Below are 18501 nucleotides of genomic sequence, written 5' to 3' on the forward strand. Positions count from 1 at the left end.
CCTCATCACCCCAGCCGCCGCCGCGTGTCGGCCTGCAACGGATCAGTACACGTCGCGCCGGTAGCGGCCCTCGGTGATCAGCGCATCGACGGCATCGGCACCGAGCACCTCCACCATCGCCGCGTCCACGCCGGCCGCCATGCCTTCGGCGCTGCCGCACACATAGACCACCGCGCCCTTCGCGATCCATTCACGCAAGGGGCCCGCCGCATCGCGCAGCCGATCCTGCACATGGCGATGGGCCTCCCCGTCGCGGGAGAAAACCCGGTCCAGTCGTTCGAGAAAGCCCTGGTTCTGCCAGCCACCGATTTCTTCGGCGCACAGGTTGTCGTGGGCCCGCTGGCGCTCGCCGAACAGCAGCCAGTTGCGCCGGTGGCCCGCCCGCACCCGGGCCCGAAGGTGGGAGCGCAAGCCCGCCAGGCCCGATCCATTGCCGATGAAGAGGCAAGGTGCGTCGCCCGGGGCGGCATCGAAGCGAGGATTGGCCACCAGGCGCAAAGCCACTTCGGCACCCAGCGGGGCATGGGCGGTGAGCCAGCCCGACGCCAGCCCCAGCCCCTGGGCATGCCGCTCCTGGCGGACCAGCAACTGCAGCGCGCCGTCGCCAGGCAGGGAGGCAACGGAATAGGTGCGCGGCGCCAGGGCCACCAGCGCATCGGCACAGGCCTGGGCATGGACCTCTGCCGCGCCCGACGGCGGCGGGGGCAGCACACTCACCGCCAGGGCCTCGGCCAGCGTGGTCCTGACGCCCCCATGCTGCACCGGTGCAGCGCCATCGGCACCCGCGGCTTGCAGCCAGGCCGCGACGGCCTCGGGCGCGTGGCGCGGCAGCACCTCCACCAAGGCGCCCGGATGCCATTCGACCGGGGTGCCTGAGGTGAGCGACGCCTCGAACAAGGGGTGGCCCAGGCTGCCCGGATTGAGGCAATCGCGCCGCTCCAGGCGCCACGGCGCGTAGACGGGCGCCGTACCGCCTTCCGCCAACGCCCCCTCCAGGGCCAGATGCGCCACGCCGTCCAGTGCGGCCAGGGCCTCGCTCCAGCGGGCCAAGGCCGCAGGATCTGCGTCGTCCACTTCGATGAGCGGGAACAGCGGCTCGGCGCCCACCCGGCGCAGGCCTTCGTCCAGGGAGTGGCCGAAGCCGCAAAAGCGCGTGTAGTTGCGATCGCCCAGCGCAAGCAGGCCGTAGCGCACGCCCTGCAGCGACTCTGGCGGCTGTTGCGCCAGCAACCGGGCGAAGCGGCGGGCGTTGTCGGGCGGCTCGCCCTCGCCGAAGCTGCTGGCCACCAGCAGCACGCGGCGGTGCCCGGCCAGCATCGCGGGCGTCAGCCCCTGCAGCGATTGCACGGCCACAATCAAGCCGGCGCGCTGCAATGCGGCCGCGCTCTGCAGCGCCACGCGCTCGGCCTGGCCGGCCTGACTGGCGTAGGCGACCAGCAGCGTGTCGGCGCCCTGCGCCGCGCCGCCTGCCGCCAGTGGTGCGGTCTGCCCGTGGGCGGCGCGCGCGGCCTCCGTGGCACGGCGCTGGCGACGGCGCCCCAGATAGAGCATCCAGCCGGTGACCGCGAAGAGCGGCATGGCCAGGCTGGCCACCATCACCGCCACCCGGCCGGGCAGGCCGAAGTAGGTGCCCATGTGCAAGGGATAGATGGTGGCGAGCGCGCGTGCCGCGGCGCTGCGCTGGGCATGGCGGTCGTCCACCGGCACCTCGCCGGTCAAGGGCTCGATGGACATCCGGTTGCGCTGGCGGTCATGCGTCGCGTCCGCGGCCAGCCAGGTGAACTGCACGGCCTGCGTGGGCCGCGCCGGCAGGCGCAGGCTGGCCTGGGTCCACGGCCCTGCCCGCTGCTCGAACGTGCGCCAGGCGCGCGTGAGGTCCAGCGGCGCGGCATCGGCGGCATCGGGCCCGGCCTTGCCGCCCGCGCGCGGGGCAGGGGCTGCCGTGCGCGCCGGGCGCGGAATGCCGGCCCAGCCATCCACCGTGTCGCGCACCGCATCGAACGCCCAGTAAAGCCCGGTGGCCGTGAGCACGAGGTACACCACCAGCGCCCACGTGCCGACCACCGAGTGCAGCGCCCACAGGAACGAGCGGCCCTTGAGCGCCGGATCGAACGTGAGCCAGGTGCGCCAGCGCAGCGGGTGGCGCGGCCAGCGCAGGTACAGGCCCGAGAGCGACAGCGCAAGCAGGCACAGCGCGAGCACGCCCGTGGCCACGCGGCCGGAGTCGCGCGGCAGCAGCAGCCAGCGGTGCAGCGCCTCGATCCATTCAAAGGCGTCCTGCCCCTTCAGCGCCGGCTGCAGCGCGCCGGTGTAGGGGTGCACGTAGACGGTGTCGCCCCGGCGCTCGCCGGGACGCGCCTGGAAGATCACCCGCGCCGCCGCGCCGGGTTGCGATTGCACCGTGAGGGTGCTGATGCGCGGGTGGCCGGGCACGCGCGCCACGGCATCCATGATCTGCTGCGGGGTGAGCATGGGTCCGGCGTGCGGCGTGACCTGGCGCACGCCGGGGTTGAGGGCGTCCAGGATTTCCTCATGGAAGGACAGCAGCGCCCCGGACAGGCCGATGACCACGAGCACGGTCCCCGCCGTGATGCCCAGGAACCAGTGCACCTGGAACCACGCCTGCCGCAGCGAGGGCAGCGCCAGCCGGCGCCATGGTGCACGCCGGGCCTCCGATGCCCCGCCCTGCGGCTGGCAAGCCCCGTCAGGGGCCAACGCACCAGCGCTCCGGGCCAGCGGCTGGGATGTGGCGCCGTCGCGGTTCACAGGCCCGCCCCTTCGCCAGGTCCGGCGTGCGCCAGAGCCTGGCCGGGGGCGGAAAGAGAGACAGCCCGCAGGCCGGAGCGGCGCGGGTCGAACGGGACAAGGCGGGACATAGCGGACGGAACCCAGGAAAGAAGCGAACGAGAAAAGCCATTCCATCTGCAGCAGCGCCAACGCCCCACGCCGCGGCGGTCTCCAGCCGAACGCCGGAACGAATCCGCCGGATGAGAATGATTGCTAATTTTATCGCGCCTGCCCACCCGGGGGCCGTGGCGGGCCCGGCCAGTGGCTTTCCGTACCCGGGCTCAGTGGCCGGCGAAGTCCACCAGCGTGTACAGCGGCAGGCCCGCGTCCCGCAGGCGCTGCGAGCCACCCAGTTCGGGCAGGTCCACGATGGCCGCTCCCTCGGTCACCGTCGCGCCCAGCCGCTCCAGCAGATTCTTGCCCGCCATCATCGTGCCGCCCGTGGCGATCAGGTCGTCGATGAGCAGCACGCGATCACCCGGCTTCACGGCGTCGGCATGCAACTCCACCGTGGCGCTGCCGTATTCCAGTTCGTAGGTTTCCTCGACCGTGGTGAAGGGCAGCTTGCCTTTCTTGCGGATCGGCACGAAGCCCACGTTCAGCTCATAGGCCACGACCGCGCCCAGAATGAAGCCGCGCGCATCCAGCCCGGCCACCACATCGGGCCGCAGGGCCCGGTCCATGTAGCGGTGCACGAAGGCATCGATGAGCACGCGGAACACCTTCGGGTCCTGCAGCAGCGGGGTGATGTCCCGGAACTGCACGCCCGGCGCGGGCCAGTCGGGCACCGTGCGGATGTGCTGGCGAAGGTATTCGTTGACGCTGAGGGCTTGCATGGCGCGGTGGAGAAGGCTGGAAGGAAAAGGCCGCCCGCTCACGGCAGCACAGGTGCCGCCACGCCGGGGGAGGGAAAGAAGGGAAGGAATGCAGTGTATCGGCGGGGCAGCCGCTTGCGGCTGCCGGGCGCTCACACCCGCAGCAAGGCGTCTTCCGCCAGCGCCAGCGCCGTGGGGTGGCCCGAGAGCACCAGCGTGTCGCCTTCCGCCAGCACCGTGGCATCGTCCGGCTGCGACATGCGGCCGTCCTTGTGGCGCAGGTTCACCACCCGAACGCCCATCGCATGCAGGGCCAGCGGCCCCAGCGCCTGGCCCAGCGGCCGCACCCCGGGGGGCAGCGTGATGGACGCCAGCCGCTCCTGGTCGCGCTCGGACACGGTGTCGTCGTCCGCCCCGTGGAAGTAGCCGCGCAGCAGGTTGTAGCGGGCATCGCGCTGGTCCTGCACCAGGCGCAGCACGCGCCGCATGGGCACACCGACCAGCGCCAGCGCATGGCTGGCCAGCATCAGCGAACCTTCGATGGCCTCGGGCACCACCTCGGTCGCGCCGGCGGCCTGCAATTTGTCGAGGTATTGGTCGTCCTGCGTGCGCACCACCACCGGCACCTGCGGCGCGTGCTCGCGCGTGTTGGCCAGCACCTTGAGCGTGGCGGGAATGTCCAGGTACGTCACCGCCACGGCACTGGCGCGCACCAGCCCGGCCGCCATCAGGGCCTGCAGCCGCGTGGCATCGCCGTACACCACGGAATCCCCGGCCGCCGCGGCCTGGCGCACCCGGTCGGGGTCCAGGTCCAGCGCCATGTAGGGAATGCCTTCGCGCTCCAGCATCCGCGCCAGGTTCTGGCCGCAGCGCCCATAGCCGCAGATCAGCACGTGCTTGCTGGTGTTGATCGACTTGCGTGCGATGGTGGTCATCTGCAGCGACTGCTGCAGCCAGTCGCTGGCGACCAGCTTCATCACGATGCGGTTGCTGTACAGGATGAGGAACGGCGTCGCCAGCATCGACAGCACCATCGCGGCCAGGATGGGGTTCATCAGTGCGGGCTGCACCAGCCCGTGCTCCTGCGTGAGCGACAGCAGCACGAAACCGAACTCCCCCGCCTGCGCCAGATACAGCCCCGTGCGCAGCGATACGCCCGTGGTGGCGCCCATGGCGCGCGCCAGCACCAGGATCACGCCGGCCTTGACCAGCAGGGGCACCACCAGGAGCAGCAGCACCAGCGCCCAGCGCTCCAGCAGGATGTGCCAGTCCAGCATCATCCCCACGGTGATGAAGAACAGGCCCAGCAGCACGTCGTGGAAGGGCCGGATGTCCGTGCCCACCTGGTGGCGGTATTCGGTTTCGGACACCAGCACGCCGGCGATGAAGGCACCGAGCGCCAGCGACAGCCCCGCCGTCTCGGTCAGCCAGGCCAGCCCCAGCGTGATGAGCAGCAGGTTCAGCATGAACAGCTCGTCGCTCTTGCGGCGCGCCACCAGCGTGAGCCACCAGCGCATCACCCGCTGGCCACCCGCCAGCAACACGCCCACCAGCACCGTGGCCTTGAGCAGCGCCAGGCCCAGCGCGACGAACAGCTGGTCCGGCCGGGAGCCAAGCGCCGGGATCAGCACCAGCAGCGGCACCACGGCCAGGTCCTGGAACAGCAGGATGCCCAGGACGCGGCGGCCGTGCTCGCTCTCCAGTTCCGCCCGCTCGGCCATCAGCTTGACCACGATGGCGGTGCTGCTCATCACCAGCGTGCCGGCCAGGGCCAGCGCCGTCTGCCAGCCCATGTCCCAGATGCCGCCCACGTAGCGCGACAGCAGCAGCACGCCCGCCATGGTGGCCGCCATGGTCAGCGCCACCTGCATCAGGCCCAGGCCGAACACGAACTGCCGCATGGCGCGCAGCTTGGACAGGCTGAACTCCAGGCCGATGGCGAACATGAGGAACACCACGCCGAACTCGCCCAGGTGGCGCACGCCTTCGGAGTTCTGGGCCAGCGCCAGCGCATGGGGCCCGATCAGGATGCCGGCCGCCAGGTAGCCCAGCATCGGCGGCAGCTTGAGGCTGCGGCACGCCACCACCCCCAGCACGGCAGCCAGCAGGTAGAGCAACGTCAAGGCAAGTGAGGACATGCACGGATGCTAGCCCAGGCGCGGCGCAGGCCCATGGTCCGGCCGATAGAATCCGCGCATGCTTTCCGCCCCCGCCGCGCCTGCGCCCTTCCATGCCGACCAGGCGCTGCGCCTGGCCCGCGAAACCTTCGATATCGAGGCCGCCGCCCTGGCCGGCCTGTCGGCCCGCGTGGACGCGAGCTTCGCCAGCGCCGTCGAGCGCGTGCTCGCCACCACGGGGCGCGTCGTGGTGATGGGCATGGGCAAGAGCGGCCACATCGGCCGCAAGATCGCCGCCACCCTGGCCTCCACCGGCACGCCCGCCTTTTTCGTGCACCCTGCGGAAGCCAGCCATGGCGACCTGGGCATGGTCACCCCGGGCGATCTGGTCCTGGGCATTTCCAACAGCGGCGAAAGCGCCGAGCTCACCGTGCTGCTGCCCGTGCTCAAGCGCCTGGGCGTGCCGCTCGTGGCCATGACCGGGGGGCTTCAGTCCACCCTGGCGCGCCATGCCGATCTGGTGCTGGACTGCAGCGTGGACCGCGAGGCCTGCCCGCTCAACCTGGCACCCACCGCCAGCACCACCGCGCAGCTGGCCATGGGCGACGCCCTGGCCGTCGCCCTGCTGGACGCCCGCGGGTTCCGGCCCGAAGACTTCGCGCGCTCCCACCCCGGTGGGGCCCTGGGCCGCAAGCTGCTCACGCACGTGAGCGACGTCATGCGCTCGGGCGAGGAGATCGCGCGCGTGGCGCCCGGCGCATCGTTCAGCGAACTCATGCGCGAGATGAGCGCCAAGCGCCTGGGCGCCTCGGCCGTGGTGGACGGTGCGGGCCGCGTGCTCGGCATCTTCACCGACGGCGACCTGCGCCGGCGCATCGAAGCCGGCGCGGAACTGCGCGACGCCACCGCGGGCGAGGTCATGCACCCCGGCCCGCGCACCATCGCCCCCGACGCGCTGGCCGTGGACGCCGCCGAAATGATGGAGCGCCACGCCATCACCAGCGTGCTGGTGGCCCATCCGGACGGCCTTCTCGTCGGCGTGGTGCACATCGGCGACCTGATGCGCGCGAAGGTCATATGATGGACCAGCCCCTCGCCCGCGCCACGGCCGGTGCGGCAACGCCCGCCAGCCAGCCGCTGCCGCCCCTGCGGCCCGCCCTGCAGTTCGATGCGCAACTGCTGCTGCGCGCGCAGGGCGTGCGCGTGGCGTTTTTCGACGTGGACGGCGTGCTCACCGACGGCGGCCTGTACTTCAGCGAAGCCGGCGAGACGCTCAAGCGCTTTCACACGCTCGACGGCCACGGCATCAAGCTGCTGCAAAAGGCCGGAATCACCCCCGCCGTGGTGACGGGGCGCGATGCCCCCGCGCTGCGCCTGCGCCTGAAGAACCTGGGCGTGGTGCATGCCCGCTTCGGCACCGAAGACAAGCGCCCGGCCGCCGAATCCATCCTGGCCGAACTGGGACTCGACTGGGCACAGGCCGCCGTGATCGGCGACGACTGGCCCGACCTGCCCCTGATGCGCCGCTGCGCCCTCGCCTGCGCGCCCTGCCATGCCCACATCGAGGCCCGCGCCGTGGCCCACCACGTCACCGCCGCAGCGGGCGGGGCCGGCGCGGCGCGCGAGTTCTGCGACCTGCTGCTGGTGGCCAGCGGCCGCTATGCCCAACTGCTGGAGGCCTACACCGCATGATCGCCACGCTGCGCCGGGGCTGGGACCGGCTGTCCATCTACCTTCCCGTGGCCCTCATGGGGCTCATGGCGCTGGGCACGTGGTGGCTGGTGCGCAACGCGCCCACACCGGCCAAGCCCGTGCAGGAACGCCCGCCGACGCACGAGCCGGACTATTTCATGAAGACCTTCTCGGTCAAGAGCTTCGATGCCACCGGCCGGCTGCAAAGCGATGTCCGCGGCGACTTCGCGCGCCACTACCTGGACACCGACACGCTGGAGATCGACAAGGCCCACATGCGCTCGGTCGCGCCCGATGGCCGCCTGACCATCGCCACGGCCGACCGCGCGCTCACCAATGCGGACGGCTCCGAGGTGCAGCTGTTCGGCAACGCCATCGTCACCCGCGAGCCCCTGGTGCGGCCCGGGCGCGAGCCGCTGCCGCGCCTGCAGTTCCGGGGCGAGTTCCTGCACGCGTGGCTGAACGACGAGCGGGTGCAGTCGAACCAGCCGGTCACGCTGACGCGGGGCAAGGACCAGTTCACCGCGGACACCATGGACTACAACAACCTCAGCCAGATCATGCAGTTGCAGGGCCGCGTGAAGGGCATGCTGATGCCGCCGGCCGGCAAGTGACCGGCACTGGACGGCGCACGATGCCCAACCATCCCTCAGGAGCCCCTATGCCTTCCAGCCCCCTGGTGTTCATCACCGGCGCATCCAGCGGCATCGGCCAGGCGCTCGCCCTGCGCTTTCACCAGGCCGGCTACCGGCTCGCGCTGGTGGCCCGCCGCACGGCAGAGATGCAATCGTGGGCCAGCACAAGCAACATCCCGGCAGATAGCTATCAAATTTATAGCGCCGATGTGGCCCAGCCCGACAGCATCGTGGCGGCGGGCCAGGACTGCATGGCCCGGCAAGGGGTGCCCGATGTCGTCATCGCCAACGCGGGCATCAGCGTGGGCATGGACACCGCCGTGCGCGAGGACATCGACGTGATGGCCCGCACCTTCGCCACCAACAACATCGGCATGGCGGCCACGTTCCAGCCGTTCGTGGATGCGATGGCCCAACGCGGCAGCGGGGCGCTCGTGGGCATCGGCAGCGTCGCCGGCATCAGGGGCCTGCCCGGCCACGGCGCGTACTGCGGCAGCAAGGCGGCGGTCATCAGCTACTGCGAAAGCCTGCGGGGCGAATTGCGTTCGTCGGGGGTGCGGGTGGTCACGCTGTGCCCTGGGTACATCGACACCCCGCTCACCCGGCAGAACCGCTACGCCATGCCCTTTTTGATGCAGCCCGGGGACTTTGCCGACCGCGCGTTCGCCGCGATCCGCGCGGGCGCGAGCTACCGCGTCATTCCCTGGCAGATGGGCGTGGTGGCCAAGCTGCTGCGTGTGCTGCCGAACGGGCTTTTCGACCGCCTGCTGTCGGGCCGCCCGAGAAAGCACCGGCAAAAAAGCGGCGCCCCGCATTGACCGGGCACGGGGCCCGCTTCGGGATTCCAGCCGGCGGCGCCCACAAAAAAGGCCCCTGACAAGGGGCCTTTTGTTCTTGCGCGAGAAGCCTTCACGGATGGGAAGGGCCCTCGCTGCGGGAGAGGATCAGTAGCCGCCGTTGCCGCCACCACCATAGCCGCCACCGCCACCACCGCTGCGGCCACCGCCGCCGCCATTGCGCGAACCGGAGCCGTAGGGGCTGCGGAAACCGCCATCGCCGCGACCACCGCCGCCGCCATAACCACCACCACCGCCTTCGCCGCGGCCACCACCACCGTAGCCACCGCCGCCGCCATCACTGCGGCCGCCACCGTAGCCACCGCCACCGCTGCGACCACCGCCGCCGCCGTATCCGCCGCCACCGCCGCCGTATCCGCCACCACCACCGCCGCCACCAAAACCGCCGCTGCGGGGGGGACGGGGTTCCATGGGGCGCGCCTCGTTCACCACGATGCTGCGGCCGCCCAGAGGCTGGCCGTTCATGCCCTGGATGGCGGCTTGCGCTTCAGGGTCGCTGCCCATCTCGACGAAGCCAAAGCCCTTCGAGCGGCCCGTGTCGCGCTCCATCATGACTTTGGCGCTCGTCACGGCTCCGAATTGGCCGAAGGCCTGCTCCAGGTCACTGTCACGCACCGAGTACGGCAAATTGCCGACGTACAGTTTGTTGCCCATTACGGGACTCCTCAAAAACACATTGATAAAGCGATGGAGTCCCGAAAACGCAGCCAGTGAATCACAAAGATGTCCCATGCGCGAAACTGACGGATCCCCGCAAACGTCGACGCGAAAAATATCTCGCCAATGCATTATGGGCCATAAATTCCGCAAAAAAGCAAGGTGCCGGACACGGGCCAAACGCGCTGGCTCAGCCATGAAAAAAGGGCCCCGAAGGACCCTTTTTTGAAATGCTGTCAGCGTGAGCTTAGTAGCTGCTGCGGCCACCGCCGTAGCCACCACCGCCACCACCGCCGCCGAAACCACCGCTGCGGCCGCCACCACCGCCGTAGCCGCCGCCACCGCCGTTGCCGCCACCGAAGCCGCCGCCACCGCTGCGGGGGGGACGGGGTTCCATCGGACGGGCTTCGTTGACCACGAGGTCACGGCCGCCGAAGTTTTGACCATGCGCGCCTTGGATGGCGGCTTGCGCTTCGGCATCGCTGCCCATTTCGACGAAGCCGAAACCCTTGGAGCGGCCGGTGTCACGTTCCATCATGACCTTGGCGCTTTGCACGGCGCCGTACTGGCTGAACGTTTGTTGCAGGTCGTCGTCGCGGAAAGAATAGGGCAGGTTGCCCACGTAGAGTTTGTTGCCCATGAAGGACTCCTAAAAAAACAAGAAAACGCGATGGAGCCCGACGCAATCAACAAACCTGTGACGACTTCAAAGACGCGAAACCGACCAATCACCGCTACTTGCGTTCCTGCTTGGCAGAAAGGCAAGGCCCATTATTAACCATCTATTCGGGGTCCAAGCGCGAAAATTGGCGCGTCTGCAACGTTTTCGTTGGGTATTTACCCGAAGGCTGGAAGCGCATCGTTACAATCGGCCCGTCTTTGGGGAGTAGCCCGCCCGGCGCACAGACCGCACGGGGGCATGCATCAACAAACTCGGGCCTGCGCGGCCTGTGGTGCATGCGGTTCCATCGGAACTGGGCGAGACCATTGACTGCACACCGATCCCAAAGGCCGGCGTCGGGGTGCAGTCAATGTTCTGCGACCTGTCCGGCCGGACAATCCCCTGCCCCCATGGAAGCCTTTTTCGTTTCGACCGCCATCGTCGCCCTCGCGGAGATGGGCGACAAGACCCAACTCCTTTCCCTCGTTCTCGCGGCGCGTTTTCGCAAGCCCTGGCCGATCGTGCTTGGCATCCTGGTCGCCACGCTGGCCAACCACGCGCTGGCCGGCGCCGTGGGCGCCTGGGTGACGACCGTCGTGGGGCCGCAGGTGTTGCGCTGGGGTCTCGGGCTGTCGTTCATCGCGATGGCGGTGTGGATGCTCATCCCCGACCGGCTGGACGACGACGCATCGGGCGGCGCGCCGCGCTTTGGCGTGTTCGGCACCACGCTGATCGCGTTCTTCCTGGCCGAGATGGGCGACAAGACCCAGGTCGCCACGGTGATGCTGGCCGCGCGCTACAGCGCCTACTGGTGGGTGGTGGCCGGCACGACGCTGGGCATGATGCTGGCCAACGCGCCCGTGGTGTGGCTGCGCGAGCGCATTACGCGGCGGGTGCCGATCCGCGCGGTGCACATGGTGTCGGCGGTGATCTTCCTCGCGCTGGGGCTGATCGCGCTTTTCGCACCCGCGGCCTGAACGCGCACGGGCCCATGGCCGGCGGGCCCGGGCTTTGGTATAGTGCCTCTCGCGCCGATTTGCATAGCTTGCGGGCGCTTTATAAATACCGCTAAAGACCCGTCCGCCAAGTGACAGACACACCGACCCGGCCTCGTTTTTAGCGACGCCGGGTTTTTTCATGTCCTTCATTGCCACGCCCCAGTCCCTGCATTTCGCCGACGCGCTGCCGCTGCAGGGCGGCGGTGCCATCCGCGACTACACCCTCGCCTTCGAGACCTACGGCACGCTCAACGCCGACCGCTCCAACGCGGTGCTGGTGTGCCATGCGCTGAACGCCTCGCACCACGTGGCGGGCGTGTACGAAGGCCAGCCCAAGAGCGAGGGCTGGTGGAACAACATGATCGGCCCCGGCAAGCCGGTGGACACGAACCGCTTCTTCGTGATCGGCATCAACAACCTGGGCTCGTGCTTCGGATCGACCGGCCCGATGGACACGCACCCGGACACCGGCGAGGTGTACGGCGCCGACTTCCCCGTGGTGACGGTGGAGGACTGGGTGAACGCGCAGGCCCGCCTGCTGGACCGCATCGGCGTGCAGCAGCTCGCGGCGGTGCTGGGCGGCAGCCTGGGCGGCATGCAGGCGCTGTCGTGGACGCTGCAGTACCCCGAGCGCGTGCGCCATGCGGTGGTGGTGGCCAGCGCCCCCAATCTCACGGCGGAGAACATCGCCTTCAACGAGGTGGCGCGCCGGGCCATCGTGACCGACCCGGACTTCCATGGCGGGCACTTCTACCGGCACGGGGCGATCCCGCAGCGCGGCCTGCGCATCGCGCGGATGATCGGCCACATCACGTACCTGTCGGACGACGTGATGAACGAGAAATTCGGCCGCCAGCTGCGCCAGACGGTGATGGAGGAGACGCTGCCGGCAGGCACCGCCGGCGGTGCACCGGCCGCCCCAGGCACGCCCGGCGCGGGGCCGGGCTACCGCTACAGCACGCAGGACATCGAGTTCCAGATCGAGAGCTACCTGCGCTACCAGGGCGACAAGTTCAGCGAGTATTTCGACGCCAACACCTACCTGCTGATCACCCGCGCGCTCGATTACTTCGACCCCGCGCTCGCCCACGGCGGCAACCTCACGCTGGCGCTGGCGCGCGCGACGGCCCGGTTCCTGCTGGTGAGCTTCACCACCGACTGGCGCTTTTCGCCCGCGCGCAGCCGCGAGATCGTGAAGGCGCTGCTCGACAACCGCCGCGACGTGAGCTACGCCGAGATCGACGCGCCGCACGGCCACGACGCCTTCCTGCTCGACGACGCCCGCTACATGGGCGTCGTCGGCTCGTACTTCGACAGCATCGCCAAGGAGTTCGCATGACCGAGAAAGCCACCATGCATGCGATTTCCCGGCTGGTGCCGCACGGCGCGCGGGTGCTGGACCTGGGCTGCGGCGACGGCGCGATGCTGTCGTACCTGCAACGCGAGCGCGGCTGCACGGGCTACGGCATCGAGATCGACGACGCCAACGTGCTCGCCTGCGTGCGCCGCGGGGTCAACGTGGTGCAGCTCAACCTGGAGGAAGGGCTGGCGATGTTCGGCGACAACTCGTTCGACCTGGTGCTGCAGATCGACACGCTGCAGCACCTGCGCAACACCGAGGTGATGCTGCGCGAGACGGCCCGCGTGGGCCGCGCGGGCGTGGTGGCGTTTCCCAATTTCGCGCACTGGCCCAACCGGCTGTCGGTGCTGCGCGGGCGCATGCCCGTCACGCGCCGGCTGCCCTACCAGTGGTACGACACGCCCAACATCCGCGTGGGCACGTTCAAGGATTTCGAGGTGCTTGCGCACAAGAACGCCCTGCGCGTGATCGACGCCTTCGGCCTGCAGGACGGCCGCGAGGTGCGTTTTCTGCCGAACGCCCTGGCGGGCACGGCGGTGTTCCACTTCGAGCACGCCTGACGGGCGCGGGGCTGCGGCCCGGCGGGCGACTTGCCGAGGCACGGGGCTGCGTCGGGCGGTGTCCCATGTGCCCGAGGCTTCCCTGCACCGGGTCGCCGACACCGCAGAAGTGTCACAAGTGCTACAAAACGCACGAAAACCCGATCGCTATTATTTGCATAGCAATATGCCCTAGAAGAACATGCGCTAAAGGCATTTTTCGCGGACGAAAGCGCTACTGCCAAGCAGGCTAAATCCTTCAATACATAGGGTTTTCCCTTAAAGGAATGCCTTCATCCTGCCAAAGTTACGGTTGCTTACGATGGGGCCGGCGTCTTCCGCAGCGTATCCGCCCCTGCTCCCACCCCTGCTCCCACCCCTGCGACCGAACCGAAAAAAACCGCCATGACCCCATCTGTCCGCACCCGATCGGTTGCCCGCCGCGTCACCCTGCTGGCGCTGGCGCTCGTCGCCCTCGCCCTGATCGCGGTGAGCATCGCGATCTCGGTCATCACGACGAAAGCCGCACGCACCCAGATCACCGAAGGCGTGCGCGATGCGGTCGATGCCGTGGGCCAGTCGCTCAACGCGGTGGACGAGGCCAACCGCGAGCTGGTGCGCCGCTCGGCCCAGGCGTTCCAGCGCGGCTTCGACCCCAGCATGCAGCTGGACGAAGCCAGCGGGCAGCTGACGAGCTTCGGCATCGCGGTGAACGCCGACTACGGCACGGTGGACAAGTTCAGCCAGGACACGGGCGGCGTGGCCACGGTGTTCGCGAGGAAGGGTGAGGACTTCATCCGCATCACCACCTCGGTGAAGAACGAAAAGGGCGAGCGCGCCCAGGGCACGCTGCTCGACCGCGCCAGCCCCGCCTACCCGCCCATGCTCGCGGGCCAGCCCTACACGGGCCGCACCATGCTGTTCGGCAAGCCCTACATGGCGCACTACGCGCCGGTGAAGGATGCGGCGGGCAAGGTGATCGCCATCCTGTTCGTGGGCAACGACCTGTCGGCCTTCCAGGAGCAGATGCAAAAGCAGGTGGCCAGCATGCAGTTCTACGAGCACGGCGGCATGTACGTGATCGATCCGCGCAAGGGCCCGCAGGATGCGGTGTTCGTCGCGCACCCCACGGCGCGCGGCAAGAAGGTGCTGGAGGCCTATCCGGGCGCGGCCGATTTCCTCGCCGCCCTGAACACCAGCGCCGACGGCTTCGTGCCGCAGGCCGCCGCGCTGCTGCCCGCCCAGGGCGCGGACCCGTGGGCCATGAGCCTGCGGACCGGCTCGGGCTGGCAGGTGGTGGCCGAGGTGTCCGACCACGAGGCGCTGGCCAGCCAGCGGCGCGCGATGGGGGCGGTGTGGCTGGTGATGGCCGTCGCCCTGGCGGTGGTGGGCGCGGGCATCTTCGCGATGGTGCGCCGCGGCGTGAGCGAGCCGCTGCGCGAGCTGACCGGCGCCGTGACGCTGGTAGCGCAGGGCGACCTCACCCAGGCGTTCGAGACGCGCCGCGCCGACGAGATGGGCGCCCTGGTGCGCGAGGTGGAAGGCATGCGCCAGCGCTACCTGCAGGTGCTGCAGCAGGTGCGCACGGCGGTGGACAGCATCACCACCGCCAGCGCCGAGATCGCCACCGGCAACCAGGACCTGTCGGCGCGCACCGAGAACGCCGCCAGCAGCATCGCCCAGACGGCGCAGAGCATGGAGCAACTCACGGGCACGGTGCGCCAGTCGGCCGATGCGGCGCGGCAGGCCAACCAGCTGGCCGGATCGGCCGCCGAGGTGGCCCAGCGCGGCGGGCGCGTGGTGGGCGAGGTGGTGTCCACCATGGCCGACATCGATGCCAGCTCGCGCAAGATCGCGGACATCATCGGCGTGATCGACGGCATCGCCTTCCAGACCAACATCCTCGCGCTGAACGCGGCCGTGGAGGCGGCCCGTGCGGGCGAGCAGGGCCGGGGCTTCGCCGTCGTGGCGAGCGAGGTGCGCTCGCTGGCCGGGCGCAGCGCCGAGGCGGCGCGCGAGATCAAGGCGCTCATCGGCAACTCGGTGGCCCGGGTGGAGGCCGGCACGCGGCTGGTGGAGGACGCCGGGCGCACCATGGGCGAGATCGTGGGCTCGGTGCAGCGGGTGGGCGACATCATCGGGGAGATCACCGCCGCCGCGTCCGAGCAGTCGGACGGCATCGTCACGGTCAACACGGCCGTCAACCAGCTCGACCAGATGACGCAGCAGAACGCCGCGCTGGTGGAGGAATCGGCCGCGGCGGCACAAAGCCTGCGCGACCAGGCGTCGCAGCTGGCGGATGCCGTGCAGGTGTTCCGCCTGACCACGGCGCAGGCCACGCCGCTCGCCCGGCCCGCGCGCCCCGCCCTCACCGCGGGCTGAGCGGAACACACCCCCGCGCCAAGCGGCGCACCAACGGCGGCGCCGCTCGCGCTGCGCCGCCGCGCCCATCCACCCCACCCGCGCCAACCGGCCGGCCGGTGCGGTGGTATATGCTGCGGCCCCCGAGCTGCCCTGGCCGGCACGCCCCACCGCACCCGACATGCCCACTTTTGCCATCGATCTGCCCACGCTGCTGGCGATGACCGTCATCGGTTCCGTCGTCATGGCCGCCTGCCTGGTGCTGGTAGGCCACGAGCGCCGCCGCGACGGCCTGGGCCTGTGGGCCGCCGCCCTGGTGCTGCAGTCGCTGGCCTACGTGCTGCTGGCCCTGCGCGGCCGCGTGCCGGACATGCTCTCCATCGTGGTCGCCAACGGCCTGCTGTCCAGCGTGTTCGCCTGCCTGCTGGCGGCCGTGTGCCAGTTCCACCGCCGCCCGCTGCCCTGGGGGCGGCTGATCGGGCCGGTCGTGCTCACGCTGGCGCTCTTCCTGGCGTTCCTGCAGGACTACGAAATGCGCCTGGTGCTGGCGGGCGTGGTCTTTCCCGCGCAGCTGGCCCTGGTGCTGTGGACGCTGTGGCGCTTTCCATCGCCCGGGCGCGGCGCCGGCCTGGTGGCGCTGGGCATCGTGCTGCAGATGTCGGTGCTGGTGGTGCGCGCCGTGGCCGCGGCGACAGGCGCCATGCCGCTGAACGGGCTGCTGCAGGGCGGCTGGCTGCAGCACGCCACGTTCCTGTCCACCTTCATCGCCGTGCAGGCCTCGTCGTTCGGCTTCATCTTCATGGCGCGCGACCGCGCCGACGACACCAACCGCCGCATGGCCGCGCGCGACCCGCTCACGGGCGTGGCCAACCGCCGCGCGGCCATCGCCGCGCTGGACCGCGACATCGCCCGGGCCATCCGCACGCGCGAGCCGCTCTCGCTCATGATGGTGGACATCGACCACTTCAAGCGCATCAACGACGGGCTGGGCCACCTCGTGGGCGACCAGGTGCTGTGCCGCGTGGTCGATGCCATGGGCGAGCGCCTGCGGGCGCAGGACATGATCGGGCGCTATGGGGGCGAGGAGTTTCTCGTGGTGCTGCCCGACACGCCGCTGCACGGCGCGCGGCAGCTGGCGATCCAGCTGTGCCGGGCGATCGAGCAGACGCGCTTCGACCTGGGCGGGCACACCGTGCCGGTCACCCTGAGCATCGGCGTGTTCGGCGGGCGCATCGAGGAGGGCGACAGCTGGGACATGCTGATCGCCGCCGCCGACCGCGCCATGTACGAGGCCAAGCGCAGCGGCCGCAACCGCGTTGCCGTCGCGGGCGATCTGCGCGGGGTGGTGCCCGCCTCCGCACTGCACGACAATCCGGAAACCCTTCCTCCACCGGAGCGGTGAACTGCAACGCACCGGCGCGCCCGCCGGATGCCGCGGCCGGTGGCAGGCTCTTTTCCTGGAACGCCCCCCGAGGAACCGCCATGAACGCCCGCACCGCCCCCGACCTCCTGCAACCCGCCGAAGCCCTGGCCCACGTCAGCCGCCAATGGGACGGCGACATCCTGCGCCAGCTCACCGAATACATCGAGATCCCCGCCAAGTCGCCCGGCTTCGCCCCCGACTGGGAGCAGCTTGGATACCTGGACCGCGTGCTGCGCAATGCCGCGAACTGGGTCGAAGCGCAGAAGGTGGCGGGCCTCACGCTCGAGATCGTGCGCCTGCCCGGCCGCACGCCGGTGCTGTTCTTCGAGGTGGCCGCCACGCAGCCCCAGTCGGGCCAGACCGTGCTGATGTACGGCCACCTGGACAAGCAGCCCGAGTTCGAGGGCTGGCGCAAGGACCTGGGGCCCTGGACTCCCAAGTACGAGGACGGCAAGCTCTACGGCCGCGGCGGCGCCGACGACGGCTACGCGGTGTATGCCAGCATCGCCGCCGTGCAGGAGCTCAAGCGCCAGAACGTGCCGCACCCGCGCATCGTCGGCCTGATCGAGACCTGCGAGGAAAGCGGCTCGGGCGACCTGCTGCCCTACATCGACCTGCTGCGCACCCGCTTGGGAAGCGTGGCCCTGGTGATCTGCCTCGATAGCGGCGCCGGCAACTACGACCAGCTGTGGCTCACCACCAGCCTGCGCGGCATGGCCAGCGGCACGCTCAAGGTGGAGATCCTCACCGAGGGCATCCACTCGGGCGATTCGTCAGGCCTCGTGCCCTCGTCGTTCCGCATCATGCGTCAGGTGCTGGACCGGCTCGAGGACAGTGCCACCGGCCGCCTGCTGCCCGCCAGCTTCCACTGTGAAGTGCCCACCGACCGCCTGGCGCAGGCCCGCGCCACCGCCGGCATCCTGGGCGAAGAGGTGTACAAGCGCTTTCCCTGGGCGCACTACGACTGCGGCGGCTCCACCACCTTCGCGCTGCCCACCACCACCGACCCGGTGCAGGCCCTGCTCAAGCGCACCTGGGAGCCCACGCTCAGCGTGACCGGCGCCGAGGGCTTTCCGGCCCTGAAGGACGCGGGCAACGTGCTGCGCCCCTACACCGCCTTCAAGCTCAGCCTGCGCCTGCCCCCGCTGGTGGACGCCGCGCAGTGCGTGCAGGAGATGAAGGCGCTGCTGGAGGACAACGCGCCCTACCAGGCCAAGGTCACCTTCGAGGGCGGCGGCGCGGCCAGCGGCTGGAACGCGCCCGACACCGCACCGTGGTTCGAGGGCGCGCTCAACGCCGCCAGCCAGGCCCACTTCGGCGCGCCGTGCGGCTACATCGGCCAGGGCGGCACCATCCCGCTCATGAACATGCTGAGCCAGGGCTTTCCGAAGGCGCAGATGATGGTCTGCGGCGTGCTGGGCCCCAAGAGCAACGCGCACGGCCCCAACGAGTTCCTGCAAGTGCCCTACGCCAAGAAGCTCACCGCCGCCGTGGCGCAGGTCATCGCCAGCCTGCCGCCCGCCGGCGCGCAGGACAGCACGGCCGCGGCCGCCTGAAGCCGCTGCCCACCGCCACCGTGGCCGCGGCCATCGCCAGAAC

The 18501-nt window shown here is 70.1% G+C and carries 15 protein-coding genes and 1 riboswitch; of the genes, 10 read left to right on the plus strand and 5 right to left on the minus strand.

What is annotated here, in order from left to right:
• Nucleotides 1–42: 42 nt before the first annotated feature.
• From AVKW3434_RS19210 to AVKW3434_RS19220, 3 genes are all read right to left on the minus strand, one after another.
• Entirely contained in the window at nt 43–2640 is a 2598-nt protein-coding gene (locus AVKW3434_RS19210; RefSeq protein ID WP_284407161.1) for a PepSY domain-containing protein, read from the minus strand.
• Nucleotides 2641–3068: 428 nt separating this feature from the next.
• Nucleotides 3069–3623 (minus strand): adenine phosphoribosyltransferase, encoded by a 555-nt coding sequence (locus AVKW3434_RS19215; RefSeq protein WP_092742468.1) that lies wholly within the window; start codon nt 3621–3623, stop codon nt 3069–3071.
• A 131-nt stretch (nt 3624–3754) separates the two neighbouring features.
• Nucleotides 3755–5740 carry a monovalent cation:proton antiporter family protein gene (locus AVKW3434_RS19220; protein ID WP_284407096.1) on the minus strand — a complete coding sequence of 662 codons (1986 nt, stop codon included), beginning with the start codon at nt 5738–5740 and terminating at the stop codon, nt 3755–3757.
• Nucleotides 5741–5798: 58 nt separating this feature from the next.
• On the opposite strand from AVKW3434_RS19220, the gene AVKW3434_RS19225 reads away from it, so the two are divergent.
• From AVKW3434_RS19225 to AVKW3434_RS19240, 4 genes are read left to right on the plus strand one after another with little or no spacing between them, the layout of a single operon-like run.
• Nucleotides 5799–6800: a KpsF/GutQ family sugar-phosphate isomerase gene (locus AVKW3434_RS19225; protein WP_284407097.1), complete on the plus strand. Its 1002-nt coding sequence runs from the start codon at nt 5799–5801 to the stop codon at nt 6798–6800.
• Nucleotides 6800–7411: a KdsC family phosphatase gene (locus AVKW3434_RS19230; protein ID WP_284407098.1), complete on the plus strand. Its 612-nt coding sequence runs from the start codon at nt 6800–6802 to the stop codon at nt 7409–7411. The genes AVKW3434_RS19225 and AVKW3434_RS19230 overlap by 1 nt, the downstream gene beginning before the upstream one ends.
• On the plus strand, nt 7408–8025 hold the full coding sequence (gene lptC, locus AVKW3434_RS19235) for an LPS export ABC transporter periplasmic protein LptC (RefSeq protein ID WP_272566386.1): 618 nt from the start codon (nt 7408–7410) through the stop codon (nt 8023–8025). Before AVKW3434_RS19230 ends, lptC begins: the two co-directional genes overlap by 4 nt.
• A gap of 47 nt (nt 8026–8072) precedes the next feature.
• Entirely contained in the window at nt 8073–8864 is a 792-nt protein-coding gene (locus AVKW3434_RS19240; RefSeq protein WP_284407099.1) for an SDR family oxidoreductase, read from the plus strand.
• A gap of 126 nt (nt 8865–8990) precedes the next feature.
• Here AVKW3434_RS19240 and rbp (AVKW3434_RS19245) read toward each other — a convergent pair whose 3' ends face one another.
• Together rbp (AVKW3434_RS19245) and rbp (AVKW3434_RS19250) are read right to left on the minus strand one after the other, a co-directional pair.
• Nucleotides 8991–9557, minus strand: coding sequence for an RNA-binding regulator (gene rbp / locus AVKW3434_RS19245; RefSeq protein WP_284407100.1), 567 nt, complete (start codon nt 9555–9557; stop codon nt 8991–8993).
• 250 nt (nt 9558–9807) lie between these two features.
• On the minus strand, nt 9808–10200 hold the full coding sequence (gene rbp, locus AVKW3434_RS19250) for an RNA-binding regulator (RefSeq protein ID WP_092742454.1): 393 nt from the start codon (nt 10198–10200) through the stop codon (nt 9808–9810).
• 229 nt (nt 10201–10429) lie between these two features.
• A riboswitch (yybP-ykoY riboswitch) is annotated at nt 10430–10605 on the plus strand.
• A gap of 26 nt (nt 10606–10631) precedes the next feature.
• On the opposite strand from rbp (AVKW3434_RS19250), the gene AVKW3434_RS19255 reads away from it, so the two are divergent.
• The 6 genes from AVKW3434_RS19255 to AVKW3434_RS19280 all read left to right on the plus strand — a co-directional run bounded on the left by AVKW3434_RS19255 (nt 10632) and on the right by AVKW3434_RS19280 (nt 18458).
• Nucleotides 10632–11198 carry a TMEM165/GDT1 family protein gene (locus AVKW3434_RS19255; RefSeq protein ID WP_284407101.1) on the plus strand — a complete coding sequence of 189 codons (567 nt, stop codon included), beginning with the start codon at nt 10632–10634 and terminating at the stop codon, nt 11196–11198.
• A 160-nt stretch (nt 11199–11358) separates the two neighbouring features.
• Nucleotides 11359–12558 (plus strand): homoserine O-acetyltransferase MetX, encoded by a 1200-nt coding sequence (gene metX / locus AVKW3434_RS19260; RefSeq protein WP_284407102.1) that lies wholly within the window; start codon nt 11359–11361, stop codon nt 12556–12558.
• A complete protein-coding gene (metW, locus tag AVKW3434_RS19265) occupies nt 12555–13139 on the plus strand; it encodes a methionine biosynthesis protein MetW (protein WP_284397602.1) in 585 nt (194 codons plus the stop codon). Before metX ends, metW begins: the two co-directional genes overlap by 4 nt.
• Before the next feature lie 384 nt (nt 13140–13523).
• Nucleotides 13524–15500 carry a methyl-accepting chemotaxis protein gene (locus AVKW3434_RS19270; protein WP_284407103.1) on the plus strand — a complete coding sequence of 659 codons (1977 nt, stop codon included), beginning with the start codon at nt 13524–13526 and terminating at the stop codon, nt 15498–15500.
• A 160-nt stretch (nt 15501–15660) separates the two neighbouring features.
• Nucleotides 15661–16881, plus strand: coding sequence for a GGDEF domain-containing protein (locus tag AVKW3434_RS19275; RefSeq protein WP_284397597.1), 1221 nt, complete (start codon nt 15661–15663; stop codon nt 16879–16881).
• A gap of 80 nt (nt 16882–16961) precedes the next feature.
• Nucleotides 16962–18458 carry a M20 family metallopeptidase gene (locus AVKW3434_RS19280; RefSeq protein ID WP_284407104.1) on the plus strand — a complete coding sequence of 499 codons (1497 nt, stop codon included), beginning with the start codon at nt 16962–16964 and terminating at the stop codon, nt 18456–18458.
• The last annotated feature ends 43 nt before the right edge of the window (nt 18459–18501 follow it).

It is taken from the genome of Acidovorax sp. SUPP3434 (genome assembly GCF_030159015.1).
Classification (GTDB): Bacteria; Pseudomonadota; Gammaproteobacteria; order Burkholderiales; family Burkholderiaceae_C; genus Paracidovorax.